At 67.4% G+C, this 23,451-nt stretch carries 24 protein-coding genes and 1 tRNA gene; 14 read left to right on the top strand and 11 right to left on the bottom strand.

Features of this window, described 5'->3' with window-relative positions; all coding sequences use genetic code 11:
* Window positions 1–42: 42 nt before the first annotated feature.
* Window positions 43–495 (bottom strand): hypothetical protein, encoded by a 453-nt coding sequence (locus tag VNJ47_06500; GenBank protein ID HXG28478.1) that lies wholly within the window; start codon window positions 493–495, stop codon window positions 43–45.
* A 118-nt stretch (window positions 496–613) separates the two neighbouring features.
* On the opposite strand from VNJ47_06500, the gene leuS reads away from it, so the two are divergent.
* Window positions 614–3,088 (top strand): leucine--tRNA ligase, encoded by a 2,475-nt coding sequence (leuS, locus tag VNJ47_06495; protein HXG28477.1) that lies wholly within the window; start codon window positions 614–616, stop codon window positions 3,086–3,088.
* Window positions 3,089–3,118: 30 nt separating this feature from the next.
* A complete protein-coding gene (gene lptE, locus VNJ47_06490; protein ID HXG28476.1) occupies window positions 3,119–3,691 on the top strand; it encodes an LPS assembly lipoprotein LptE in 573 nt (190 codons plus the stop codon).
* On the opposite strand, the gene VNJ47_06485 is transcribed toward lptE, so the two are convergent.
* Window positions 3,642–4,898, bottom strand: a complete 1,257-nt coding sequence (locus tag VNJ47_06485; GenBank protein ID HXG28475.1) for a (Fe-S)-binding protein — start codon at window positions 4,896–4,898, stop codon at window positions 3,642–3,644. The two genes, lptE and VNJ47_06485, sit on opposite strands and share 50 nt — an antisense overlap.
* Window positions 4,899–4,972: 74 nt before the next feature.
* Here VNJ47_06485 and VNJ47_06480 point away from each other — a divergent pair, with 74 nt between their 5' ends.
* From VNJ47_06480 to VNJ47_06465, 4 genes are all read left to right on the top strand, one after another.
* Window positions 4,973–5,281: an NAD(P)H-dependent oxidoreductase subunit E gene (locus VNJ47_06480; GenBank protein ID HXG28474.1), complete on the top strand. Its 309-nt coding sequence runs from the start codon at window positions 4,973–4,975 to the stop codon at window positions 5,279–5,281.
* A gap of 113 nt (window positions 5,282–5,394) precedes the next feature.
* Entirely contained in the window at window positions 5,395–5,829 is a 435-nt protein-coding gene (gene rplM, locus VNJ47_06475; GenBank protein ID HXG28473.1) for a 50S ribosomal protein L13, read from the top strand.
* Between the two features lie 29 nt (window positions 5,830–5,858).
* On the top strand, window positions 5,859–6,251 hold the full coding sequence (rpsI, locus tag VNJ47_06470) for a 30S ribosomal protein S9 (protein ID HXG28472.1): 393 nt from the start codon (window positions 5,859–5,861) through the stop codon (window positions 6,249–6,251).
* 76 nt (window positions 6,252–6,327) lie between these two features.
* A tRNA-Gln gene (locus tag VNJ47_06465) sits at window positions 6,328–6,401 on the top strand.
* Between the two features lie 114 nt (window positions 6,402–6,515).
* Here VNJ47_06465 and rpiA read toward each other — a convergent pair.
* Both rpiA and VNJ47_06455 read right to left on the bottom strand, forming a co-directional pair.
* Entirely contained in the window at window positions 6,516–7,178 is a 663-nt protein-coding gene (rpiA, locus tag VNJ47_06460; GenBank protein ID HXG28471.1) for a ribose-5-phosphate isomerase RpiA, read from the bottom strand.
* 17 nt (window positions 7,179–7,195) lie between these two features.
* A complete protein-coding gene (locus tag VNJ47_06455; GenBank protein HXG28470.1) occupies window positions 7,196–7,879 on the bottom strand; it encodes a YggS family pyridoxal phosphate-dependent enzyme in 684 nt (227 codons plus the stop codon).
* 84 nt (window positions 7,880–7,963) lie between these two features.
* Between VNJ47_06455 and VNJ47_06450 the strand changes: the two genes are divergently transcribed.
* From VNJ47_06450 to VNJ47_06440, 3 genes are read left to right on the top strand one after another with little or no spacing between them, the layout of a single operon-like run.
* Window positions 7,964–8,998: a type IV pilus twitching motility protein PilT gene (locus VNJ47_06450; GenBank protein ID HXG28469.1), complete on the top strand. Its 1,035-nt coding sequence runs from the start codon at window positions 7,964–7,966 to the stop codon at window positions 8,996–8,998.
* A gap of 29 nt (window positions 8,999–9,027) precedes the next feature.
* Window positions 9,028–10,194, top strand: a complete 1,167-nt coding sequence (locus tag VNJ47_06445; protein HXG28468.1) for a PilT/PilU family type 4a pilus ATPase — start codon at window positions 9,028–9,030, stop codon at window positions 10,192–10,194.
* Window positions 10,195–10,206: 12 nt separating this feature from the next.
* On the top strand, window positions 10,207–11,277 hold the full coding sequence (locus VNJ47_06440; protein HXG28467.1) for a PilT/PilU family type 4a pilus ATPase: 1,071 nt from the start codon (window positions 10,207–10,209) through the stop codon (window positions 11,275–11,277).
* A gap of 103 nt (window positions 11,278–11,380) precedes the next feature.
* On the opposite strand, the gene VNJ47_06435 is transcribed toward VNJ47_06440, so the two are convergent.
* The 7 genes from VNJ47_06435 to gshA form a co-directional block, all read right to left on the bottom strand.
* A complete protein-coding gene (locus VNJ47_06435) occupies window positions 11,381–12,343 on the bottom strand; it encodes an aspartate carbamoyltransferase catalytic subunit (GenBank protein HXG28466.1) in 963 nt (320 codons plus the stop codon).
* Between the two features lie 97 nt (window positions 12,344–12,440).
* Window positions 12,441–12,953 carry a bifunctional pyr operon transcriptional regulator/uracil phosphoribosyltransferase PyrR gene (pyrR, locus tag VNJ47_06430; GenBank protein ID HXG28465.1) on the bottom strand — a complete coding sequence of 171 codons (513 nt, stop codon included), beginning with the start codon at window positions 12,951–12,953 and terminating at the stop codon, window positions 12,441–12,443.
* A complete protein-coding gene (gene ruvX / locus VNJ47_06425; GenBank protein HXG28464.1) occupies window positions 12,950–13,393 on the bottom strand; it encodes a Holliday junction resolvase RuvX in 444 nt (147 codons plus the stop codon). Before ruvX ends, pyrR begins: the two co-directional genes overlap by 4 nt.
* A complete protein-coding gene (locus VNJ47_06420; protein ID HXG28463.1) occupies window positions 13,393–13,959 on the bottom strand; it encodes a YqgE/AlgH family protein in 567 nt (188 codons plus the stop codon). Before VNJ47_06420 ends, ruvX begins: the two co-directional genes overlap by 1 nt.
* Window positions 13,960–14,014: 55 nt before the next feature.
* Window positions 14,015–14,857, bottom strand: coding sequence for a TonB family protein (locus VNJ47_06415; GenBank protein ID HXG28462.1), 843 nt, complete (start codon window positions 14,855–14,857; stop codon window positions 14,015–14,017).
* Window positions 14,841–15,827 carry a glutathione synthase gene (gshB, locus tag VNJ47_06410; protein ID HXG28461.1) on the bottom strand — a complete coding sequence of 329 codons (987 nt, stop codon included), beginning with the start codon at window positions 15,825–15,827 and terminating at the stop codon, window positions 14,841–14,843. The genes VNJ47_06415 and gshB overlap by 17 nt, the downstream gene beginning before the upstream one ends.
* A 2-nt stretch (window positions 15,828–15,829) precedes the next feature.
* Entirely contained in the window at window positions 15,830–17,137 is a 1,308-nt protein-coding gene (gshA, locus tag VNJ47_06405) for a glutamate--cysteine ligase (protein ID HXG28460.1), read from the bottom strand.
* 210 nt (window positions 17,138–17,347) lie between these two features.
* Between gshA and VNJ47_06400 the strand changes: the two genes are divergently transcribed.
* The 5 genes from VNJ47_06400 to VNJ47_06380 form a co-directional block, all read left to right on the top strand.
* On the top strand, window positions 17,348–17,707 hold the full coding sequence (locus VNJ47_06400) for a response regulator (GenBank protein HXG28459.1): 360 nt from the start codon (window positions 17,348–17,350) through the stop codon (window positions 17,705–17,707).
* A 54-nt stretch (window positions 17,708–17,761) separates the two neighbouring features.
* Window positions 17,762–18,145 carry a response regulator gene (locus VNJ47_06395; protein ID HXG28458.1) on the top strand — a complete coding sequence of 128 codons (384 nt, stop codon included), beginning with the start codon at window positions 17,762–17,764 and terminating at the stop codon, window positions 18,143–18,145.
* Between the two features lie 7 nt (window positions 18,146–18,152).
* Window positions 18,153–18,707, top strand: coding sequence for a chemotaxis protein CheW (locus tag VNJ47_06390; GenBank protein ID HXG28457.1), 555 nt, complete (start codon window positions 18,153–18,155; stop codon window positions 18,705–18,707).
* A 52-nt stretch (window positions 18,708–18,759) separates the two neighbouring features.
* Window positions 18,760–20,016, top strand: a complete 1,257-nt coding sequence (locus tag VNJ47_06385; GenBank protein ID HXG28456.1) for a methyl-accepting chemotaxis protein — start codon at window positions 18,760–18,762, stop codon at window positions 20,014–20,016.
* A 3-nt stretch (window positions 20,017–20,019) separates the two neighbouring features.
* Window positions 20,020–23,451 (top strand): Hpt domain-containing protein (locus VNJ47_06380; protein ID HXG28455.1); only part of this gene is annotated, 3,432 nt, incomplete at its 3' end.

Here is a 23,451-nt window from a genome sequence, read left to right as displayed (position 1 = left end):
CGCACGGGCCAGACGCCCTATGTGCGTTTCGGCAATGCGCCGTTATGGTTTCTGAGCCTGGCCGGCCTTGGCGGGCTGCTGCTCTGGCGTCGTCGCCGCGCCTGATTCGCGGCGCAGCATCTCGAATTCTTCCTGCAACCGCAGCCAGTCCACGCGCGTCGGGTCGGCCAGCGTGTCCAGCAGGCCCTGCTCGAGCAGGGCGAGGTCCAGGCCCAGCCAGTTGCGTACGCCGCGGCCGGCGCGCTGCATGACCTCGCGCAGGTGCATCAGGTCGCGCTGCAGCCAGATGGCCACCTCGCGCGCCTCGGCCTGGGTCAGCTCGCCCAGCACCACGGCCTGCTCGCGCGCCTCCTCGATCGCCATGTAGAGCGGCAGCGGCGCCCTGGCCTCGGCCTGGGCCAGGCGCGCGCGGATGCGCTCCAGCATGCGCGCATAGCCCTCGGCCAGGTCGGTGACGGCCTCATGGGCGGGATCGCGGGCCGGTTCGGTGCTCATGCCACCCTCGGGTCGATGCCTGATCTGCAATCGATGTCTGGGCGGGGGTCGCGCGCTGGGGTATCCTTTAGCGCCTTTGTCCCGCCCCTGACCGCAAGCTTAGCCCAGCCAGCCGATGATGGAAGAACACTATCGACCCCAGGACGTCGAGGCCGAGGCCCAGGCTTATTGGGAACAGCGCGGCTGCTTTCGCGCCGTCGAGCGTGCCGACCGCCCGAAGTTCTACTGCCTGTCCATGTTCCCGTACCCGAGCGGGCGGCTGCACATGGGCCATGTGCGCAACTACACCATCGGCGATGTCATCAGCCGCTACCAGCGCATGCGCGGCTACAACGTGCTGCAGCCCATGGGCTTCGACGCCTTCGGCCTGCCGGCCGAGAACGCCGCGATCCAGAACAAAGTGCCGCCGGCGCAGTGGACCTACGGCAACATCGAATACATGAAGCAGCAGCTCAAGCGGCTGGGCTTCGCCTACGACTGGTCGCGCGAACTCGCCACCTGCCGTCCCGAGTACTACCGCTGGGAGCAGTGGCTGTTCACGCGCCTGCTGAAGAAGGGGCTGGTCTACAAGAAGAACGCGCTGGTGAACTGGGATCCGGTGGACCAGACCGTGCTGGCCAACGAGCAGGTGGTGGAAGGGCGCGGCTGGCGCTCCGGCGCGATCGTCGAGCAGCGCGAGATCCCGCAGTGGTTCCTGAAGATCTCCGCATACGCGGATGAGCTGCTGGCGGGCCTGGATACGCTGGACGGCTGGCCGGACGCGGTCAGGACCATGCAGCGCAACTGGATCGGCAAGTCGGAAGGGCTCGAGATCGACTTCGCCATCGAGGGCAGCGACGAGGTCGTGACTGTCTTCACCACGCGGCCGGACACGCTCATGGGCGTGACCTATCTCGCCGTCGCCGCCGCCCATCCGCTGAGCCTCAAGGCCGCCGCGTCGAATCCCGCGCTCGCGGCCTTCATCGAGGAGTGCCGCAAGACCGGTGTCGCCGCGGCCACGCTGGAAACGCAGGAGAAGAAGGGCTTGCCCTTGGGCATCCACGCCGTGCATCCGGTGACCGGCGAGAAGCTTCCGGTCTGGGCAGCGAACTTCGTGCTGATGACCTATGGCACCGGTGCGGTGATGAGTGTGCCGGCACACGACCAGCGCGACTGGGAGTTTGCCAAAGCGCACGACCTGCCGATCAAAGTGGTGATCGCGCCCTCGGCGGACGAGCGCCCGGACGTGTCGCAGGCCGCCTACACCGACTACGGCATCTGCGTGCATTCCGGCCCCTTCACCGGCCTGGATTTCAAGGCCGCGTTCGAGGCGATCGCCAGCTATCTGGCTCACGAGAAGCGCGGCCGCCGGTGCGTGAACTGGCGTCTGCGCGACTGGGGCATCTCGCGCCAGCGTTACTGGGGCTGCCCGATCCCGGTGATCAATTGCCCCGACTGCGGCGCGGTGCCGGTGCCGGAAGACCAGCTGCCGGTGGTACTGCCGGAAGACGTCGCCTTCGACGGCGTCGGCTCGCCGATCAAGAAAATGCCGGCGTTCTACCGGACGAACTGCCCGCAGTGCGGTCAGCCGGCCGAGCGCGAGACCGACACCTTCGACACCTTCGTCGAGTCGTCCTGGTATTTCGCGCGCTTCGCCTGCCCCGATAACGACAAGGCCATGCTGGACGAGCGCGCCGCCTACTGGATGCCGGTGGACCAGTACATCGGCGGCATCGAGCACGCCATCCTGCACCTCTTGTACGCGCGCTTCTTCCAGAAGCTGCTGCGCGACGAAGGGCTGCTGAAGGTGGACGAGCCGTTCACGCGCCTTCTGACCCAGGGCATGGTGCTCAAGGACGGCGCGAAGATGTCCAAGTCCAAGGGGAATACTGTTGACCCGCAGGCGATGATCGAGCGGTACGGCGCCGACGCCGTGCGTCTGTTCATGATGTTCGCGGCACCGCCGGAGCAGACGCTGGAATGGTCGGATGCCGGCATCGAGGGCGCGGCGCGTTTCCTGCGCCGGCTGTGGAAACTCGTGCACGTGCATGTCAGCGCCCCCCCACCCCAACCCTCCCCCTGGATGGGGGAGGGCAAGGGTGGGGGTGACAGCGCCAGGGCGCTGCGCGCCAAGCTGCACGAGACCATCGCCAAGGTCGGCGACGACGTCGGTCGCCGCTACACCTTCAACACCGCCATCGCGGCGGTGATGGAACTGGTCAACGCCCTGTATAAATTCGAGGGCTCGCCCGATTCGGGCAGCCCGCAGGGCCGCGTGGTGATGCAGGAGGCGCTTGAGGCCGTGGTGCTGATGCTGTCGCCCATCGTGCCGCACGTCTGCCACCGACTGTGGCATGCTCTGGGCCACGACGATGCGGTGCTGGACCGGCCCTGGCCGGCGGCCGATCCCGGCGCGATGGCGCGCGAGCGCGTACGCCTGGTGGTGCAGGTCAACGGCAAGCTGCGCGGCCAGGTGGAGGTCGCCGCCGACGCGGGGCAGGCGGAACTGCAAGCGGCGGCGCTCGCGGATGAAAACGTGCAGCGCTTCGTGGCCGGCAAGCCGCTGCGCAAGTGCATCGTGGTGCCGGGCAAGCTGATCAACCTGGTGGTGTGAGCGACCGTGAGCCATTATGCGAAGGCAAGCATGACCTTTAACCTGCCCACGGCCGGCCGAGTGCGGCGACTGCTGCCCGCGCTCTTTACCGCATTTCTGCTGGCCGGCTGCGGCTTTGCGCTCAAGGGCAGTCGCCCGCTGCCGCCGGAGCTGGCGGTGGTGTACCTGGACTACCGCGCCAACCGTTACGAGACGATTCAGTCACGGCTCGAGGAAGTCTTGCGCGTGCAGCTCAAGCGCCGCGGCGCGCAGGTGGTCGACAGCGCGGCCGCAGCACCCGGCCACCTCAAGGTGCACGCACTGTACGAGAGGCTGCGGGTGCTCTCCATCGGGCCGACCGGCAAGGCGATCGAGTACGAGATCGAGACGACGGTCGAGTTCGACTACAGCGTGGACGGGCAGCTGCGCGTGCCGCGCCAGTCGCTGACTGCGCTGCGTGAGTTCAGCTTCGACGAGACGCGCGTGCTGGCCAAGGAAGCCGAGCGCCGGCAGCTGCAGCGCGAGATGCAGGAGGAACTGGCCGGCCTGATCCTGCTGCGGATCGACGCCGCCCTCAGGAACCCGCCGCCCGACCTGGTTCCAACTGCCGAACCAGCAGGCTGACCGGGTGCAGCACCGGCAGCGGCCGCCCGTCCCGGCGCAGCCGCGCCGACAGATGCAGCGCGCAACCCACGTTCGAACTCACCAGCGCATCGGGCGGATCGGCCATGACGCTTGCCAGCATGTCTGCGGCCAGCCGGTCGGCGGTGTCCGCCTGGGTCAGGAAGTAACTGCCGGCCGCACCGCAGCAACCGGTGCCGTACGCCAGCGGACGCAGGCGCAGCCCGGGTATGCGCGCCAGCAGGGCATGGGCCGCGCCCGCGCCCTTGAGCACATTGCGCAGGGTGCAGGGCTCGTGCACCGCCACGGTCAGCGCCAGCGGACGGAAGCGCAAGCGTTCCCAGCCCTGCGCATGGGTCAGGAACACGCCGATATCCTCGACACGGCGCCCGAAATCCGCGGCTGCCGGCAAGAGTTCCGCATACTCCCGCAGCGTGGCGGTGCAGCCGCTGGAGCTGCCGACCACGGCCACGCTGTCATCGGCCAGCGCCGCGAGGTTGCGCCGGGCCAGATCGCGCGCCTGCGCCGGCAGGCCGTTGTGCAGGTGCAGCGCGCCGCAGCAGGTCTGCGCTGGCGGCACGCGCACCTCGTAACCGAGCCGCGTCAGCAGCGTGATGCCGTCGGCCAGCGCCTGGCGCTCGGCCAGCTCGCCGACGCAGCCGACGAATAGCGTGACCGCCCCCTGGCGCGTGCCGATGGCGGGATAAAAAGCCTTCCAGCCCAGCGGGGCGGGCAGCGACGGCAGCAGGGATTCCAGCCGCGCCAGCGGGCCTGCGCCGAGCAGGTGCAGGCGCCGCACCAGGGCTTGCAGGCGGCTGGCCCGATACAGCCACAGCAGCCAGCCGATGCCGCGGCGCAGTGCGCGGTTTGCGAGCACGGTGCCCAGAATACGGGTCAGACGGCTGCGGGCCGGGCGAAGGCGCGCCAGTTCCGCACGACCGGCGTCGATCAGACGGCCATAGGGAACCTGCGCCGGGCATACGGCCTCGCAGCTGCGGCAGGTCAGGCAGCCGTCGAGGTGTGCCTCCAGCCGCGCGCCCGGTCCGATCAGGCCGGTGGCCAGCCCCTGCATCAGCGCGATGCGGCCGCGCGGCGAATCGCCCTCGTCCCGGCTCAGGCGGTAGGTGGGGCAGTGCGGCAGGCACAGGCCGCATTTGACGCAGAGGTCGGCATCGGCCAGCGGGAAGCGGGTGTCGGCATCGCGGGCCAAGGCTGCGGTCCGGGGCTGCGGGAGGGCTTGATCTATAATCATAAACCGTAATTCTCGCCGCCCGGACCCGCCCCGTGAGCCATTACCAGCGCCACGTTTTTTTCTGCTGCAACCTGCGCACGGACGGCCGCACCTGCTGCGAGCAGCACGGCGCCAGCCGGGTGCGCGACTACTGCAAGCAGCGCATCAAGGCGCTGGGCCTGGCCGGGCCCGGCAAGATCCGCATCAACCAGGCCGGCTGCCTGGACCGTTGCGAGCTGGGGCCGGTCCTGGTCGTGTATCCGGAGGCGGTCTGGTACAGCTATGTGGACGAGCAGGACATCGACGAAATCATCGACCGGCACCTGATCGGCGGGGAGCCGGTCGATCGCCTGCGAATCTAGTGCTTTCCGGGGCTTAGACGCGTCCGCCGGGCCGCTTTTTACCTTGCAAAGGGCGGGGGGCTCCGGTAGACTTTCGCGCCTTTCCGGCCCCGAAAGCCCGAGACATTCCATCCATGAAGACCTATTCCGCCAAGCCCGGCGCCGTGAAGGGCGACTGGTACCTGGTCGATGCCAGTGGCAAGACCCTGGGCCGCCTGGCCTCCGAGCTGGCCACCCGCCTGCGCGGCAAGCACAAGCCCGAGTACACGCCGCACGTGGACACCGGCGACTTCCTGGTCGTGATCAACGCCGCCAAGGTGCGCGTGACCGGCAACAAGCTGCTCGCCAAGACCTACCACCGCCACAGCGGCAAGCCCGGCGAGCTCAAGACCATCACCCTGCGCGACCAGCTGCAGCAGCAGCCGGAGCGCGCGCTGGAGATCGCAGTCAAGGGCATGCTGCCGAAGAACCCACTGGGCCGCGCCATGTTCAAGAAGCTGAAGGTGTACGGCGGCGCCGAGCACCCGCACGCCGCGCAGCAGCCCAAGCCCCTGGACCTCCGGGCCTGAACCCACCCCACACCGCAAGAAGCACGACCATGGCGCAGACCCAGAACTACGGCACCGGCCGGCGCAAGACCGCCACCGCCCGCGTGTTCCTCAAGCCCGGCAAGGGCCAGATCACCATCAACAGCAAGTCGCTGGCCGACTACTTCGGCCGCGAGACCTCGCGCATGATGGTGCGCCAGCCGCTGGAAGTGGTGGACTCGCTCAACCGCTTCGACATCCTGGTGACGGTCGAAGGCGGCGGCCCGAGCGGCCAGGCCGGCGCCATCCGGCACGGCATCACCCGCGCCCTGATCGAATACGATGCCACCCTGCGCGCGCCGCTGCGCGCTGCCGGCTTCGTGACCCGTGACGCGCGCGAGGTCGAGCGCAAGAAGGTCGGCCTGCACAAGGCCCGCCGCGGCACGCAGTACTCCAAGCGCTAGTGATTTTCCGCGCGCCGAGGCGCGCGTTAGAATCACTCATGCCCCCGCGCAAGCGGCGCCAGTGTCTTTAACCTACTGGGGGATCGTCTAACGGTAGGACAACAGACTCTGACTCTGTTTATCTAGGTTCGAATCCTAGTCCCCCAGCCAATTTTTCGCGCAGCGAAAAATTGCCCCGGCGAAAGCCGGCACCCAGTGCCTCAAACAAAAACCCGCCGGTGGCGGGTTTTTCGTCTGGATTCCCGCTTGCGCCGGAATCACGGCTTACGATCGTTTGACCGTCTTCACCCCGCCCGCGCCAGCGATCAGCAGCACATCCGCCGGACGCCTGGCGAACAACCCGACCGTGACCACGCCGGCGATGCCGTTGATGCGGTCTTCCAGCTTGACCGGGTCGGTGATGTCGAGCAGGTGCACGTCGAGGATGGCGTTGCCGTTGTCGGTGACGAAGTTCTCGCGCCATTCCGGTTGGCCGCCGAGCTTGACCAGCTCGCGCGCGACATAGCTGCGCGCCATCGGGATGACTTCCACCGGCAGCGGGAACTTGCCGAGCACGTTCACGCACTTCGATTCGTCCACGATGCAGACGAAGCGCGCGCTGGCGGCGGCGATGACCTTCTCGCGCGTCAGCGCGCCGCCACCGCCTTTGATCAGGCGCAGGTGCGGGTCGGCCTCGTCGGCGCCATCCACATACACCGGAATCGGTCCGGTGTTGTTCAGCTCCAGCACCTCGATGCCGAGCGCCCTGAGTCTCCGGGTCGAGGCCTCCGAGCTCGACACCGCACCGCGGATGCGGTGCTTGCGCGGGCCCAGCAGCTCGATGAAGTGATTGACGGTCGAGCCGGTGCCGACGCCGATGATCTGGTCGTCCTCGACGTAGGCCAGCGCCGCCGCCGCGGCCTGGCGCTTGAGGGCTTCTTTGTCCATAGGGGTTACCTTCTTGATCAGCCGCGTGCGCCGAAAATATCGGTGCCGATGCGCAGCAGGGTGGAGCCGGCCTGCACCGCGGCCTCGAGGTCGGCCGACATGCCGAGCGAGAGTGTATCCAGTTCCAGGCCGGCCGTGCGCAGCTGCTCGAACACCGCGCGCACCGCCAGGCAGGCCTCCAGCTGCCGGGTCGCGTCCGCCTCCGGCTGCGGGATGGCCATGACGCCGCGCAGCCGCAGCCGCGGCAGCGTCGCGACTGCCCGCGCCAGCGCCAGCGCCTCAGCGGACGGCACGCCCGACTTGCTGGCCTCGCCGCTGGTGTTGACCTGGATGCAGACCTGCAGCGGCGGCAGCACCGCCGGCCGCTGCGTGCTCAGGCGCTCGGCGATCCTGAGCCGGTCGATCGAGTGCACCCAGTCGAAATGCTCGGCTACGCCACGGGTCTTGTTGGACTGCAGCGGGCCGATGAAATGCCAGACCAGCCCGAGATCCGACGTGGCGGCGATCTTGGGCAGCGCCTCCTGCAGCTGGTTCTCGCCGAACTCGCGCTGGCCGGCCGCCGCGGCGGCGCGCACGACCTCGACGCGGTGGGTCTTGCTCACCGCCACCAGCCGGATCGTGCCCGGGTCGCGACCGCAGGCGCGGGCAACTTCTTCAATGCGGGCGCGGACTTGGCCGAGCCTGGCGGCGATATCTGTCATTGGCCTGCCTGCGCAAATCTGCTACTTTCAATCCGGGCCAGCACCATAACAACAGCCGTTGGCGCTGCCAAACCAGGGAACCGTATGGACATCGCGCAACTCCTTACCTTCAGCGTCAAGCAAGGCGCGTCCGACCTGCATCTGTCTGCGGGTCTGCCGCCCATGATTCGCGTGGATGGCGACGTGCGCCGCATCAACCTGCCGGCCATGGAGCACAAGGAGGTGTACGACCTCATCTACGACATCATGAACGACAAGCAGCGCAAGGACTTCGAGGAGTTCCTCGAGACCGACTTTTCGTTCGAGATCCCGGGTCTGGCGCGCTTCCGCGTCAACGCCTTCAACCACAATCGCGGTGCGGGCGGGGTGTTCCGCACCATTCCGTCCAAGGTGCTGACGCTGGAGCAGCTCAACTGCCCGCCGGTGTTCAAGAACTTCTGCGACCTGCCGCGCGGCATCGTGCTGGTGACCGGCCCGACCGGTTCGGGCAAATCCACCACGCTGGCGGCGATGATCAACCACATCAACGAAAACGAGTACGGGCACATCCTCACCGTCGAGGACCCGATCGAGTTCGTGCACGAATCCAAGAAGTGTCTGATCAACCAGCGCGAGGTGCACCGTGACACGCTGGGCTTCAACGAGGCGCTGCGCTCGGCGCTGCGCGAGGATCCGGACACCATCCTGGTCGGCGAGATGCGCGACCTGGAGACCATCCGCCTGGCGCTGACGGCCGCCGAGACCGGCCACCTGGTGTTCGGCACGCTGCACACCTCCAGCGCGGCCAAGACCATCGATCGCGTCGTGGATGTGTTCCCGGCGGCGGAGAAGGACATGATCCGTGCCATGTTGTCGGAATCGCTGCAGGCGGTGATCTCGCAGACCCTGCTCAAGAAGAAGGGCGGCGGCCGCATCGCCGCGCACGAGATCATGGTCGGCACGCCGGCCATCCGCAACCTGATCCGCGAGAACAAGGTGGCGCAGATGTATTCGGCCATCCAGACTGGCCAGAAGTACGGCATGCAGACACTGGACCAGTGTCTGCAGGACCTGGTGCGCAAGGGCCTGGTGGCGCCCGAGCAGGCCAGGATCTACATGGTTGCCAAGGAAGCCACCTGAGCGAATCCGGGGCCCGGGGAGACGTCACTATGGAACGCGATCAGGCAATACGGCTGGTGCAGGAACTGCTGCGCCGTCTCAAGCAGCAGAACGGCTCGGACCTGTTCATCACGGCCGGTTTCCCGCCGGCGCTCAAGGTGGACGGCCTGGTGACCAAGGCCATGGACCAGCCGTTGACGGCAGAGCAGTCGGCCGTGATGGTGCGTGCGTTGATGAACGACCGCCAGATCAAGGAATTCGAGGCCACCAACGAATGCAACTTTGCCATCTCGCCGCGCGACATCGGCCGTTTCCGAGTCAGCGCATTCGTACAGCAGGGGCGCGTCGGTGCCGTGCTGCGCGTGATCACCACCGAGATCCCGACCTTCGAGCAGCTGCAGCTGCCGCGCATCCTGCAGAAGATCGTGATGGAAAAACGCGGTATCTGTCTGGTGGTGGGCGCGACCGGCTCGGGCAAATCCACCACGCTGGCGGCGATGATCGGCTACCGCAACGAGAATTCGAGAGGACACATCATCAGTATCGAGGATCCGATCGAATACGTGCATCCGCACAAGAATTGTCTGATCACCCAGCGTGAAGTCGGCGTGGACACCGACAGCTGGGAAGTGGCACTGAAGAACACTCTGCGCCAGGCCCCGGACGTGATTCTGATCGGCGAAATCCGCACGCGCGAGACCATGGAGCACGCCATCAACTTCGCCGAAACCGGCCACCTGGTGCTCGCGACCCTGCATGCCAACAGCTCCAACCAGGCCATGGACCGCATCATCAACTTTTTTCCGGAAGACAAGCGTCAGCAGTTGCTGATGGACCTGTCCCTGAACATGAAGGCGATCATCTCGCAGCGCCTGATCCGGCGCGAGAACGGTGGCCGTATCGCCGCGATGGAGATCATGATCAATACCCCGCTGATGGCCGACCTGATCTTCAAGGGTGAGGTGCCCAAGATGAAGGAGCTCATGGCGCGCTCGACCGAACAGGGCATGCAGACCTTCGACCAGTGCCTGTTCAACATGTTCGAGTCCGGTCTGATCAGCTACGACGAGGCCATCCGGAACGCGGACTCGCAGAACGAACTGCGCCTGCGCGTCAAGCTGGAAAGCAAGCGCGCCAGCCGGGAGCTCGAGGACGACGTGGTGCGCAAGATGTCCCTGCAGCCGGACGATAAAGACACCAACGTGATCCGGCGCTGAGGACGCCCCGGCATGAACATCAGCCCGTTCCTGAAGGTCGCACTCAAGCTGGCGGTGGACAAGAACGCCTCCGACGTCTATCTCAGCTCGGGTGCGCCGATCGTGGTCAAGATCGAAGGCGATCACCATCCGGTGGGCGGCCCCAAGGACATCCTCACGCCCGAGATCATGGAGCAGGTCGCCGCGGGCCTGCTGAGCGAGGATCAGAAAGCCTTCTTCAAGAAGAACCTCGAGATCGACCTGCCCTTGCACGTCCCCGAGGTGGGGCGTTTCCGCGTCAACGTGTTTCGCCAGCGTGGCAGCTGCGCAGTGGTCATGCGCATCGTCAAGGACGTGCCGAGCTTCGCCTCGCTCGGGCTGCCGCCGGTGCTGCAGGACCTGATCATGCTCAAGCGAGGTCTGATCCTGATGGTCGGCGCCACCGGCTCGGGCAAGTCCACCACGCTGGCGGCGATGATCGACCATCGCAACGAGAACATCACCGGTCATATCCTCACCATCGAGGATCCGATCGAGTTCTACTACCGCAACAAGAAATCCATCATCAACCAGCGCCAGATCGGGCACGACACGCACTCGTACATGAATGCGATCCGCAGCGCGGTACGCGAGGCCCCGGACGTGATCCTGGTGGGCGAGGCGCGTGACCGCGAGACCATGGAGGCGGTGATCACGCTGGCCAGCACCGGCCACCTCGCGATCTCCACGCTGCACGCCAACAACAGCTACCAGACTCTGCAGCGCATCATCAGTATGTTCCCGGACGACATGCGCGAGCAGCTGCTGCAGGATCTGTCCATCAATCTGCGCGCGATCATCTCCCAGCGGCTGGTCAAGGGCAAAGACGGGCGGCGCGTGGCCGCGGTCGAGGTGATGCTGAACACGCCGTACATCGCCGAGCTGATTCTCAAGGGCGAGATCGGCTCGATCAAGGAACAGATGGAGGAAAGCTCGGACCGCGGCATGCAGACCTTCGACACTGCGCTGACCCAGCTCTACCGCGAGGGCCGCATCGACCTGGAGACCGCGCTGTCCAACGCCGACTCGCGCGCGAATCTGGAAAGCAAGATGAGCTTCGGTTGACGATCGTCGTTCCCGCGCTGGCGGGAACCCGGTGTCTTCGAGCGCCTGCAAACGAGACGCTGGATCCCGTCTTCCGCCGGCATGACAGGAACAGACCAGCGGATTATTGAGTCGGTTCGAGGTTCCGGATGATCATCGCCATCACCGCCATGCGCACGGCGATGCCGTTGGTGACCTGCTCCAGGATCACAGAACGCGGGCCGTAGGCCACGTCCTCGTCGATTTCCACGCCACGGTTGATGGGCCCGGGGTGCATGATGATCGCGTCCGGCGCCGCCGGCGCCAGGCTGGCGCGCGTCAGCCCGTACTCGGCGTGATAGGCCTCCAGGCTCTCGATCTTGCGCTCGTGCATGCGCTCGTGCTGCAGGCGCAGGGTCATGACCACGTCGGCCCCGCGGATGCCGGCGGCCAGATCGTGGAAGGGCCTGACGCCAAGGGCCTGCGGATTCTCCAGCATCAGTGCCGGCGGTGCGACGACGCGGATGTCGCCGACGCCCAGCGCCTTGAGGCAATGGATGTTGGACAGCGCCACGCGCGAGTGCAGCACGTCGCCGACGATGGCCACCTTCAGGCTGCGGAAGTCCGGCTTGTGGCGACGGATGGTGAAGGCGTCCAGCAGTGCCTGCGTGGGATGGGCGTTGGTGCCGTCACCGGCGTTGAGGATGGCGACATGGGGTGCCGCGTGCCGCGCGAACTTGGCAGCGGCGCCGTTCTCCCGGTGGCGCACGACGAACATGTCCACCTGCATGGCCTGCAGGGTGTAGAGGGTGTCGAGGTCGTCCTCGCCTTTGGCCTTGGACGAAACTTCGACCTGAAAATTCAGCACGTCGGCCGACAGCCGCTTGGCCGCCAGCTCGAAGGTTGTGCGGGTGCGTGTGCTCGGCTCGAAGAACAGGTTGACGATCGTGCGGCCGCGCAGCAGCGGCACGTTCTTCACCGCCTGGGCGCCCACCGGCAGGAAGGACTCGGCCGTGTCGAGGATTTCGCGCACCAGCTCGCTGCCGAGGCCCTCGGTGGTGAGCAGGTGGCGCAGGCGGCCCTGGCCGTCGAGTTGCAGGTCGCTCACTGACGCACCTTTGCTGTGAGAGCTGTGCCGCGGTTTTCGTGAGCCGCGCCTGCCCCCTGCCCCCACGGCCCTTCCGGCAGGCAGCCTGTCGGCGTGCTCATTCCGGCGTATCCAGGATATCCAGCCGCAGGGGGTCGGGCCCGCTCAGCTTCGCGTGGCGGCCGGCGGGCAGCTCGAGACTGGCGCCGACCACGTCCGCGGCGATCGGCAGCTCATGGCCGCCGCGGTCCACCAGCACCGCCAGCCGGATGGCCGCGGGACGCCCGTAATCGAACAGCTCGTTCATGGCGGCACGGATGGTGCGGCCGGTGTGCAGCACGTCGTCCACCAGGATCACACAACGACCGGCGATCGGGGCGCTGAGCTTGGAGGGGCTGATCTTGGGGTGCAGACCGATGCGGTTGAAGTCGTCGCGGTACAGGCGCGTACTGAGGCTGCCCAGCGGCGCGGTGAGGTCCAGCGCCCGGTGCAGGTGCTCGGCGATCCAGTAGCCACCGGTCTGGATGCCGACCATGACCGCCGCTGGCAGGTCGGTCCCGAGCTGCGCGCGCAGATCCTGCGCCATGCGCAGGATGAGCCGCTGGATTTCGGCGTGTCCCATCCGGGTCATGGATGTTCGCTCAGCCAGTGTTCCAGGATCAGTTTGGCGGCAGTGCTGTCCACGTCGGCATCGCGTACACGTCGGCGACGCAGGCCGCTGGCGCGCTGCGTACGCAGCTGTGACTGAGCCTCCAGCGAGGACATGCGCTCGTCGGCGCCGTGTACCGGCAGGCCGAAGCGTCGCTCGAGCTCGCGCATGAACGTCTGGGCGGCACGGGTGACCGGTTGCGGCCGGCCTTCGAGTGTCAGTGGCAGGCCCACCACCAGTGCCGTCGGTTGCCAGTCCTCGATCAGCTGCGCGATCGCGTCCCAGTCCGGTCCGTCTTGGTATTCCAGCGCGGCCAGCGCGCGCGCGCCAGCCAGGCGCCGGCTGCCGAGCGCCACGCCGATGCGACGGGTACCGAAATCGAAGCCGAGCAGGATGTCGCCGACGGCGCGTGCGGCCGCCATCATGCGTGTCCGGGGTCGGTGCCAAGCAGTCGCACGTCCACGCCCAGCAGCCGCGCGGCCGCTTCCCAGCGCGCGGCCGTCGGGGTCTCGAACACGATGGCGGAGTCCGCCGGCGTATTGAGCCAGCTGTTGTGCAGGATCTCCTGCTCGAGCTGGCCGGCCGACCAGCCGGCATAACCGAGCGTGACCAGGTAGTGTGCCGGCCCCTGGCCCTGGCTGATGGCGACCAGAATGTCCTTGGAAGTGGTGACGCTGATGGCGTCGCTCAGCTTGAGCGTGGAATCCCAGCGCGCGGCCTCGGAGCTGTGCAGCACGAAGCCGCGCTCGGGCTGCACCGGCCCGCCCCAGTACACCGGGATGGGCTCGCCGTCGAGGCGCTCAATGGGAATCCCCATGTGCTGCAGCATGTCGCGCAGATCGAGCGTGGTCGGCCGGTTGATCACCAGCCCCATGGCGCCTTCCGGCGTATGCTCGCACAGGAGGGTGACGGTGTGGTCGAAATTGCCGTCCACCATGCCCGGCATGGCCACCAGGAACTGGTTGCGCAAGCTGGTGTTTTCGACCATGACCCTAGTTTAAACGCTGGACAGATGCCGGGCTATACCTGCGCGAAGCGCATGACTAGTTGCCGACGTGCAGTCTGGCCCGGTCGCCGGGCAGGAATTCCCAGTCGTAGGCAAAGCTCAGGGTCTGGGTATCGCGGCGCAGATCGTCCGGAAAGGGCGGGAACGGACCCGCCAGGCGCAGGATGTCGAGCGCGGCCCGGTCGAGCATCGGCAGCCCCGAGGAACGCAGCACGCGAGCCTGGCTGACGCTGCCGTCCGCGCGCAGCGTGACCAGCAGCGTCAGGCTCTTGGGCTGGCCCATCGCCAGCGCCGACCAGGGGAAGTTGGCGGCGCCCGCGCGCTCGACGCGCCGGCGCCACAGCTCACGGTAGGCCGCCTCGCGCGAGGCGCGGGTACTCAGGCCGGCGTCGGCACGGCGACCGTCGTCGCTGACCGGCGCGCTGGCCGACGGCTCGCCGCGGCTGGGATCCCCCGACCGTTCGCGTCGCGGCAGCAGCAGGGCCGTGCCGGCCCCGGTTCGAGCGCTGTCGCTGCGGACGGCGGCCTGCCGCGAAGGCGCATCGGTGCTCAGCCGCGGCGGTACTGGGCCGGCCGCCATGTCGGTCTGCAGCACCGGATCGGCGGCATGGACCAGCCCAGCCAGCTCGCCGGGGCCGCCCTCGCGGGCCGAAGGAATGCGTGGTTGCAGCCGCTTGCCGCCGCCGCTCTGCGCCACGGGAGCCAGCACGCGTGCGCTGAGTGGGGGACTGCTCGCGGGCATAGCCAGCAGCGTAACCTCCAGGGTCGGAATGGCGACGGGTGCGCTGCCCAGGCGCAGGCCGAACAGCAGCGCAAGATGCAGCAGCGCGGCGAGGCCGCAGGCCAGCCACAGGCGTCGAGCGTCAGCCGACGACGGCATCGGCCCGGTCGTCGGCTGCGCGCGCGTCGAGTCCGGCCTCGACGGCGTCCATGAGATCGCCGGCGATGTTCAGGCCGTAGAGCTTGTCGAGCTCGCGCACGCAGGTGGGGCTGGTGACGTTGATCTCGGTGAGATAGTCGCCGATCACGTCCAGCCCCACGAACACCAGTCCCCTCTCGCGCAGGGTCGGGCCGACCTGGGCGCAGATCCAGCGGTCGCGCTCGGACAGTTCCACGCCCTCGCCGCGCCCGCCGGCGGCCAGGTTGCCGCGGCTCTCACCCTCGGCCGGAATGCGCGCCAGCGCATAGGGCACGGGCTCGCCGTCGATCATCAGGATGCGTTTGTCGCCCTGGGCGATCGCCGGCAGGTAGCGCTGGGCCATGGCGAAGCGCCGTCCGTAATCCGTCAGGGTTTCCAGCACCACCGAGACGTTGGGGTCGTCCTCGCGGAGGCGGAAAATAGAGGCCCCGCCCATGCCATACAGCGGCTTGACCACGATTTCGCCCTGTTCACGCAAGAACTGGCGGATCTGCGCCATCTGCCGGGTGACCAGCGTCGGCGCGCAGCATTGCGGGAACCAGGTGATGGCGAATTTTTCGTTGGTGTCGCGCAGCGCGGCCGGGTCGTTGATCACCCAGGCCCCGTCTTCCTGGGCCTGTTCCAGGATGTAGGTGGCGTAGATGTACTCGGTGTCGAAGGGGGGATCCTTGCGCATCAGGATCACATCCAGCTCGCCCAGCGGCAGTACGGTCTCCTCGCCGAAGCCGTACCAGTCGTGGCCGTCGTCCCGCACCGTGAGCGCGCGGGTGCGGGCCCAGGCCACGCCATCGCGCAGGAACAGGTCGGCCAGCTCCATGTAGGCGATGGGCCAGCCGCGCCGCTGCGCCTCCAGCAGCATGGCCAGGGTGGTGTCTTTGTAAGGCCTGATAGACCCGATCGGATCCATGACCACGCCGAGCCGGACGGCCATGCTCAGGTCGCCACCGGTGTGGCCTGTTGCTGCGCGATCTCGCGCGCGGCCGCCAGCAGCGCCAGGCGTGCAACCACGCCGTAGGCATAGAAGCGGTTAGGCCCGGCGTCGCAGTCCTGGTCGTGGTCGGGCAGGCTGCAGCTGTGGGCGAAGGCCAGCGGCTGGAACTCCATGCCGGGCGAATTGAGGATGCCGTCCGGCGCCTTGCTGCCATGGATGCGATAGAAGCCGCCGACCACGTAGTGATCGATCATGTACACCACCGGCTCGGCCGGCGCCTGGTTCGGGCCCCAGGTCTCGCTGGTGTACACGCCCTCCTGGATGATGGCGCCGGTCACCTCGCGGCCTTCCTTGAGCGCTGCCATGCGCGTGCGCTGCTTGCGATTCATGTCGCGCACGTCGTCCGGGCTCTTGGCGGTCATCACCGCCATGCCGTAGGTGCCGGCGTCGGCCTTGACCACGACATAGGGCTCGCGCTCGATGCCGTACTCCCGGTACTTGTCGCGGATCTCCTCCAGCAGCAGCGCGATATTACCGGCCAGGCAGTCCTCGCCCTCGCGCTTCATGAAGTTGATCTGGCCGCAGTTGCGGAACAGCGGGTCGATCAGCCAAGGATCGATGTCGATGCGCGCCGCGAACTCCTCGGCCACTTCGTGGTAGAGCGCGAAATGCTGTGACTTCAGCCGGTTGCTCCAGCCCAGGCTGAGCGGCGGGATGACGGGCTGTTCCAGCCCCTCCAGCAGCGCCGGCCGGCCGCCGGAGAGGTCGTTGTTGAGCAGGATGGCGCAGGGCGTGAAGTCGCCGACCTGCAGCCGGTTGCCCTCGCGCCGCAGCGGTTCCAGCAGCAGTTCGCGGCCCGAGTCCAGCGTGAGTGTCTGCGGGGCGCCGAGGTCGGGCGACAGGGAGCCGATGCGCAGCTTGAAACCGGCCTTGCGGATCAGGCCGGCCAGCGTGGCCAGGCTTTCCAGATAGAAGCGGTTGCGGGTGTGGCTTTCCGGGATCAGCAGGACGCCGGCTGCGGTGGGGCAGACGCGTTCCATCGCCGACTGCAGCGCCTGGATACAGAGCGGCTCGAAGGCCGGGTTCAGGTTGTTGAAGCCGGCCGGGAACAGGTTGGTATCCACCGGCGCCAGCTTGTGGCCGGCGTTGCGCAGGTCCACCGAGCAGTAGAACGGCGCCGGTGTGCGCAGCCACTGCTGGCGCAGCCAGCCCTCGATCTCGCTCTGGTGGGTGAGCAGCTGCGATTCCAGCTGCTGCAGCGGTCCCTGTTGGGCGGTGATGAGGTGCGGAACCGGGTTGGCGAGGGCCATGTATTGCCGTCCCTGTGGGCATCTGCGGGTATCGGGCAATGGTAGCCCAAAAACCCCAGGCGGGTTGTAGGCATGGACACGTGGATTATGCTACAAGAGAGCCGATAACTGATTAAGAATTCTAGGGTTGCGAGGGATCGCAGGCACAACAGCGAGGAGGGGCAGGTGAGCGCCGAATCCGAGTCGACCGAACTCGCCGGCATCAAGGTGATGGTGATCGACGACAGCAAGACCATCCGCCGCACGGCGGAAACCCTGCTGTCGAAGATGGGCTGCAAGGTGCTGACCGCCACCGACGGCTTCGAGGCCCTGGCCAAGATCGCCGATCATGGCCCCGACATCATCTTCGTGGACATCATGATGCCGCGCCTGGACGGTTACCAGACCTGTGCCCTGATCAAGAATAATCCCAAATTCCGGCAGACGCCGGTGATCATGCTGTCCAGCAAGGACGGCCTGTTCGATCGCGCGCGCGGCCGCATCGTCGGCTCGGACCAGTACCTCACCAAGCCGTTCACGCGCGATGAGCTGGTCAGCGCGGTGCGTGCCCATGCCAAGGTTGCGGCCTAGGGTGCCGCTAGATTCCCCAGCAACGGTATTCCCCGACATTTAGGAGTGCGACAGATGGCCCGGATCATGATCGTTGACGATTCGCCGACCGACGTACATGTCATGACCAACGCGCTGCAGGGCGCGGGTCATGAGGTGCTTGCAGCCAATTCTGCGGTCGACAGCGTCGAAATCGCCAAGGACAAGAAGCCCGACCTGATCCTGATGGATGTGGTGTTCGAGGGCATGAGCGGCTTCCAGGCCACGCGCAAGCTGGCCAAGGATCCGCAGACCCAGAACATCCCGATCATCATCATCAGCAGCAAGGGCCAGGAGACCGACCGGGTCTGGGGGCTGCGCCAAGGCGCGGTGGAATACCTGGTCAAGCCGGTCAAGCCGGCGCAGCTGGTGGAAACCGTGCAGTCGGTGCTCAAGGTCAGGTCCATCTCGCAGAAGTAATGGCGCCATGACGTCCGAGCTGCGCGCACTGCGTGACCGCCCCTTCGAGCTGCTGGCCGCGCTCGAGGCGCGACTGCAGACAGCCGCGTCGGCCGGCGCGGCAGGCGAGGCACAGGACGTGTGGACCGGGCTCGGCTATCGTCTGGCCGGGCACCAGCTGGTCACCCCGCGTGCCGACGTGCGCGAGGTACTGACGCCGCCGGAATACACGCGCGTGCCGGGTGCCAAGCCCTGGCTGCTGGGCATCGCCAACGTGCGTGGCGATCTGCTGCCGCTGATCGACCTCAACCGCCTGCTCGGCGGGGAGGCGACCGCGATCCAGCGCAGCACACGCGTGCTGGTATACAACGCGGACGAGGTGCCGGCCGGGTTCCTGGTGGACGAAGTGGCGGGTTTCCGCCGCTTCAACCCGCAGGACCAGCGGCACGAGCTGGTGCCGGACGAGGGCGACCCGCTGCACCCGTACCTGTTGGGCGCGTTCGTGCGTGATGGCCAGCTGTGGCTGGCGATGAGTCTCAGTCGGCTGGTCACCAGCCCCGTGTTCCAGAACGCAGCGGCCTAGGCAAGACAGGCATCGAGTCGGTTCATCATTCCGCATTGGGGGAGCAGACAGCGTGGCTGACAAAACAACGAGTGCGGCGGAAGCCGCCAGTTCCAGCAGAAATCTCTTCGTCGTGCTCGGTGGCCTGGCGCTGGCCGTGCTCGGGATGCTGCTGGTGATCGCCGGCAGCGGCGCCAAGCCGCTGCTGGGCTTCGGCATTCCACCGGCCGTCGGTTACATCGCCGGCGGTCTGTGTCTGGTGCTGGTGGCCGTGCTGGCGGTATCGCTGAACGCGCAGGTCAAGCAGATCCAGAGTGCCGCCCAGCTGCAGACCCAGCGCACGCAGGACGCGATTCTGCGTCTGCTGGACGAGATGAGCGCGCTGGCCGACGGCGACCTGACCATCGAGACCACCGTGACCGAGGACGTGACCGGCGCGATCGCCGACTCGGTGAACTACACCATCGAGGCGCTGCGCGACGTGGTTGCGACCATCAACAAGACCTCGGAACAGGTCGCGCGCGGTACCGACGAATCGCTGGCCACCGCCCAGCAGCTGACCCGCGCCAGCCAGACCCAGACCCAGCAGATCCTGGCCACCACCGAGTTGATCGGCAAGATGGTGCAGTCGATCCAGCAGGTGGCCGGCAACGCCGCGCAGGCCGCCGAGGTGGCGCAGCGCTCGGTGCAGGTGGCGCACAACGGCAGCGAGGCGGTGAAGCGCACCATCCAGGGCATGGACAGCATCCGCGAGCAGATCCAGGAGACCTCCAAGCGCATCAAGCGCCTGGGCGAGAGTTCGCAGGAGATCGGTAACATCGTGGAGCTGATCAACGACATCGCCGAGCAGACCAACACCCTGGCGCTGAATGCCTCCATCCAGGCGGCCATGGCCGGCGAGGCCGGTCGCGGCTTCGCGGTGGTGGCGGACGAAGTGCAGCGGCTGGCGGAGCGCTCCGCCAACGCCACCAAGCAGATCGAAGCCATCGTGCGCACCATTCAGGCCGACACCAACGAGGCGGTGATCTCGATGGAGAAGAGCACCGCGGGCGTGGTCAGCGGCGCCCGCCTGGCCGAGAATGCCGGCCAGGCGCTGGACGAGATCGAACAGGTGTCGGGCCAGATCGCGCGGCTGGTGCAGGACATCTCCAACGCCTCGCGCCAGCAGAACGCCGAAGCGGCGCGTGTATCGCAGACCATGGTCTCGATCCGCGAGATCACCGAGCAGACCGCGCAGGGCACGCGCGCCACCGGCGAGGCCATCAGCCGCCTGGCGCAGCTGGCCATGCAGTTGAAGCAGTCCGTGGCCGGTTTCCGACTGCCGGAGTGACCGGTGGCCCAGGTCAGGCAAACCGTCGCCGACGCCCTGCAGTGGGTCAAGGGCGAACTTGACCAGAGCGTCCTGCGCGTACGCCAGGCCATCGAGGCCTATCTCGAGAATTCCCAGGATCCGCTGCCGCTGCAGCGTGCGGTGGTCGAACTGCACCAGGTGCGCGGCACGCTCACCATGGTGCGTTGCCAGGGCGCCGCGCTGCTGGCCGATGAAATGAAGCAGGGCCTGCAGGACATCCTGCAGGCACCGCCGGAGAAGCCCGAACCGCTGTTCGAGGGCCTGCTGGGCGCCACGCTGCAGCTGACCGACTACCTGGACCTGCTCAGCAGCGGTTTCACTGACAACTCGCTGGTCTTCCAGCCACAGATCAATGAGCTGCGCGTGGCGCGCGGCAAGCCCGTGCTCAGCGAGTGCGCGCTGTTCGTGCAGCACATGGGCTACGAGAGCGTGCAACCGGTGCTGCCCGACCTGCGCCACCGGCCGGCGGGCCAGGCGCAGCTGGCGGCGCGCAAGTACCTGCCCGCCTACCAGACCTCGCTGCTGCAGTGGATCAAGGACCAGGACGTCGAGCTGAATCTCAAACGCCTCGGCAAGATCGCCGAGCAGATCACCGCCAGCACTCGCAACACCGGTGTGTATGAGCTGTGGTGGCTGTTCGCGGCGGTGGTCGAAGCGCTGCTGATCGGCGGGTTGCCGAGCAGCCTCGAGGTCAAGCGTCTGTTCGGGCAGGCCGGCCTGCAGCTCAAGGCGCTGGCGGAGCAGGGCGAGGACGATGGTTTCAAGGTGCCGCCCGAGATCAGTTACAGCCTGCTGTACCTGGTCGGGCGCGCCAAGCAGACCGGGCCGCGCGGCAAGGCGGTGGCGGCCACCTATGCACTGGACGAGCTGCTGCCGCCGCAGTCGCAGCTCGAAGACATCCGTGCGCGCTTGCGCGGACCCAACACGCAACTGCTGCAGAAACTGTCGGATGCGCTGAAGGAGGACATCGCCTCGGTCAAGGATGCGATCGACCTTCTGGTACGGGCCGGCGACAAAGCGCCGGTGACGCTCGACGACACCATCGTCACCGTGGACCGCATCGCCGACACGCTCGGCATGCTGGGCTTGGAGATGCTGCAGCGCGTGGTGCTGAACCAGTCCAAGCTGATCGAGCAGCTCAAGGAACGCGGCTCGCGCGACGAGAAGTCCTGGATGGACGTGGCCATCGCGTTGCTGCGGGTCGAGACCAGCCTGGACGATGCCCTGTACCAGCAGGTGCGGCGCGCACGCAGCGGTGATGCCGCGCCCGTCGCAGCCGAACCGGCCGCCAACGACATCTCCGCTGCCGATCTGCAGGGCGGCGAGTCGGCGGTCTGGCGCGAGGCCCTGGTCAATATCGCGCGCATCAAGATGCAGGTGCGCGACTATATCGAGAACGGCGAGCGCACGCTGCTGGACGAGATTGCGCGCCAACTGAACGAGATCGCCGCCGGCTTCGAGATCCAGGGGCAGCACCGCGGCGCCGACCAGGCGCGCCACCTCAAGGCCTTCGTACAAAGCGCCGCGATGGAACGGCTGCGCGGAGACAGCGTGCTGAGTAACCAGCTGGCCGATGCCATCGTCAATCTCGAGTATTACCTCGAAGCCTTGCAGAATCGCCAACCCAGCGCCGATGCGCTGGTGGACAACGTCGCGGCCTGCGTGGCGCTGCTCAAGCTTCCGCCCGCTGGTGAGGTGCCGATACCGGCCGCAGCGCCGGTGGTACAGCCGGTGGCGGCCGCGCCCGAGCCGCAGGAGGTCGATCCGGAGATCCGCGAGGTCTTCCTGGAGGAGGCCAACGAGGTGCTGGCGCAGATGCAGGCGGACCTGGCGCGCTGGCAGCAGGACATCGAGGACCTGGAGCTGCTGCGCGGCATCCGGCGCGCCTTCCACACACTCAAGGGCAGCGGGCGCATGGTCGGCGCGCGCCTGATCGGCGAGTTCGGCTGGGCGCACGAGAACCTGCTGAACAAGTGCCTGGACGGCTCGATCGCGGTCAATAGCAACGTCTTGGACGCGGTCCGGCAAGCCGTCGCCGCGCTGCCGGACCTGATCCGCGATTTCGGACAGGGTCGCAGCGGGGCTGCGGCCCGTGCCCAGGCGTTGATACAGGCAGCGAATATCGCCGCGCGCGGCGAGGCTGCGACCGGCGCGGACGCCGAGCTGCTGCAGATCTTCCGCACCGATGCCAAGGCGCGCCTGGACGAGGTTCAGCGCTTCATTGCCGCGGCCGCCGACCAGCCTGCGACGCCGGTCGGTGCCGAGCTGATCCGCGCCTTCCACACGCTGCGCGGCAGCGGCGAATCGGTGAACGCCGGCAAGCTGGCCAAGCTGGCAGGCGTGCTCGAGCACTACGCCGAGTCCCTGCGCAGCGCCGGTCGTGCCGTCGGCGCGCCGGAGCTGCAGCTGCTGCGCGATGCCGCAGGCGTCATGCAATCGCTGCTCGACGCCATGACCGACCCGGCAGTGGTGGAGCCGGATACCAAGCCGCTGCTCAAGCGCATCGAGCAGATGCAGGGCGCCATTCCGCGCGAGGCCGCCGACGCCGCCTCCGACCACGAGCTGGTCATCATCTTCACCGACGAGGCGGCCGACATCCTCAACCAGGCCCAGGACAGCTTGCGCGCCTGGGCCCAGGCGCCGCTGGACGTGCATCACTCGCGGACTCTCAAGCGCCTGTTCCACACCCTCAAGGGCAGCGCCCGCACCGCACAGGCCCCGGGCATCGGTGAGATCGCCGAGCGGATCGAAAGCCGCGTGGCCCAGTACGGTGACGGCGGACAACCGCCGCCGGCCGAGGTGCTGCAGCAACTCGAGCAGGCGGTCGAAGGCGTGTACGATCTCATCGACCGCTTCCGCAACGGCGAGCGCAGCCTGCCGGTGGCGCCGTTGCTGGCCCTGCTGCAGCCGCCGGCGTCTGCCGCGCCGGCCGCCGTGGCGACGCCTGCCGAACCTCCGCTGGATCTGCCCGGGTCGCCCCAGGAGCCGCTCGAGCTGGAAATGCCACCGGCACCGGAGGCGGCCGCCGAGGGCGGCGAGACGCTCGAAATGCCGCCACCGCCCGCGCCGGAAGAAGAACCCGAGCCGACGCTCACGCTGGACGAGGCGGCGGCGATGCAACCCGATCCGGAGCTGGTGGACATCTTCACCGGCGAAGCCGAGGAACTGATCGAGGACATCGACCAGCAGCTCGGCCGCTGGGAGATGGACCCGCTGGCGACGTCGCCGCGACGCGAGCTGCTGCGCTCGTTGCATACGCTCAAGGGCAGCGCGCGTATGGCGCACATGCTGGCGATGGGCGATCTCAGCCATGAGCTGGAAAGCCAGATCGGTGCCGTGGACCAGGGGCGTCGCGAGGCCGACGCCACCTTCTTCGCCGGCCTGCGCAACGCCGTCGATGCCATGCACGACATG

It is taken from the genome of Nevskiales bacterium (genome assembly GCA_035574475.1).
GTDB lineage: Bacteria > Pseudomonadota > Gammaproteobacteria > Nevskiales > DATLYR01 > DATLYR01.
This window is presented reverse-complemented; position numbering and strand designations above follow the sequence as displayed.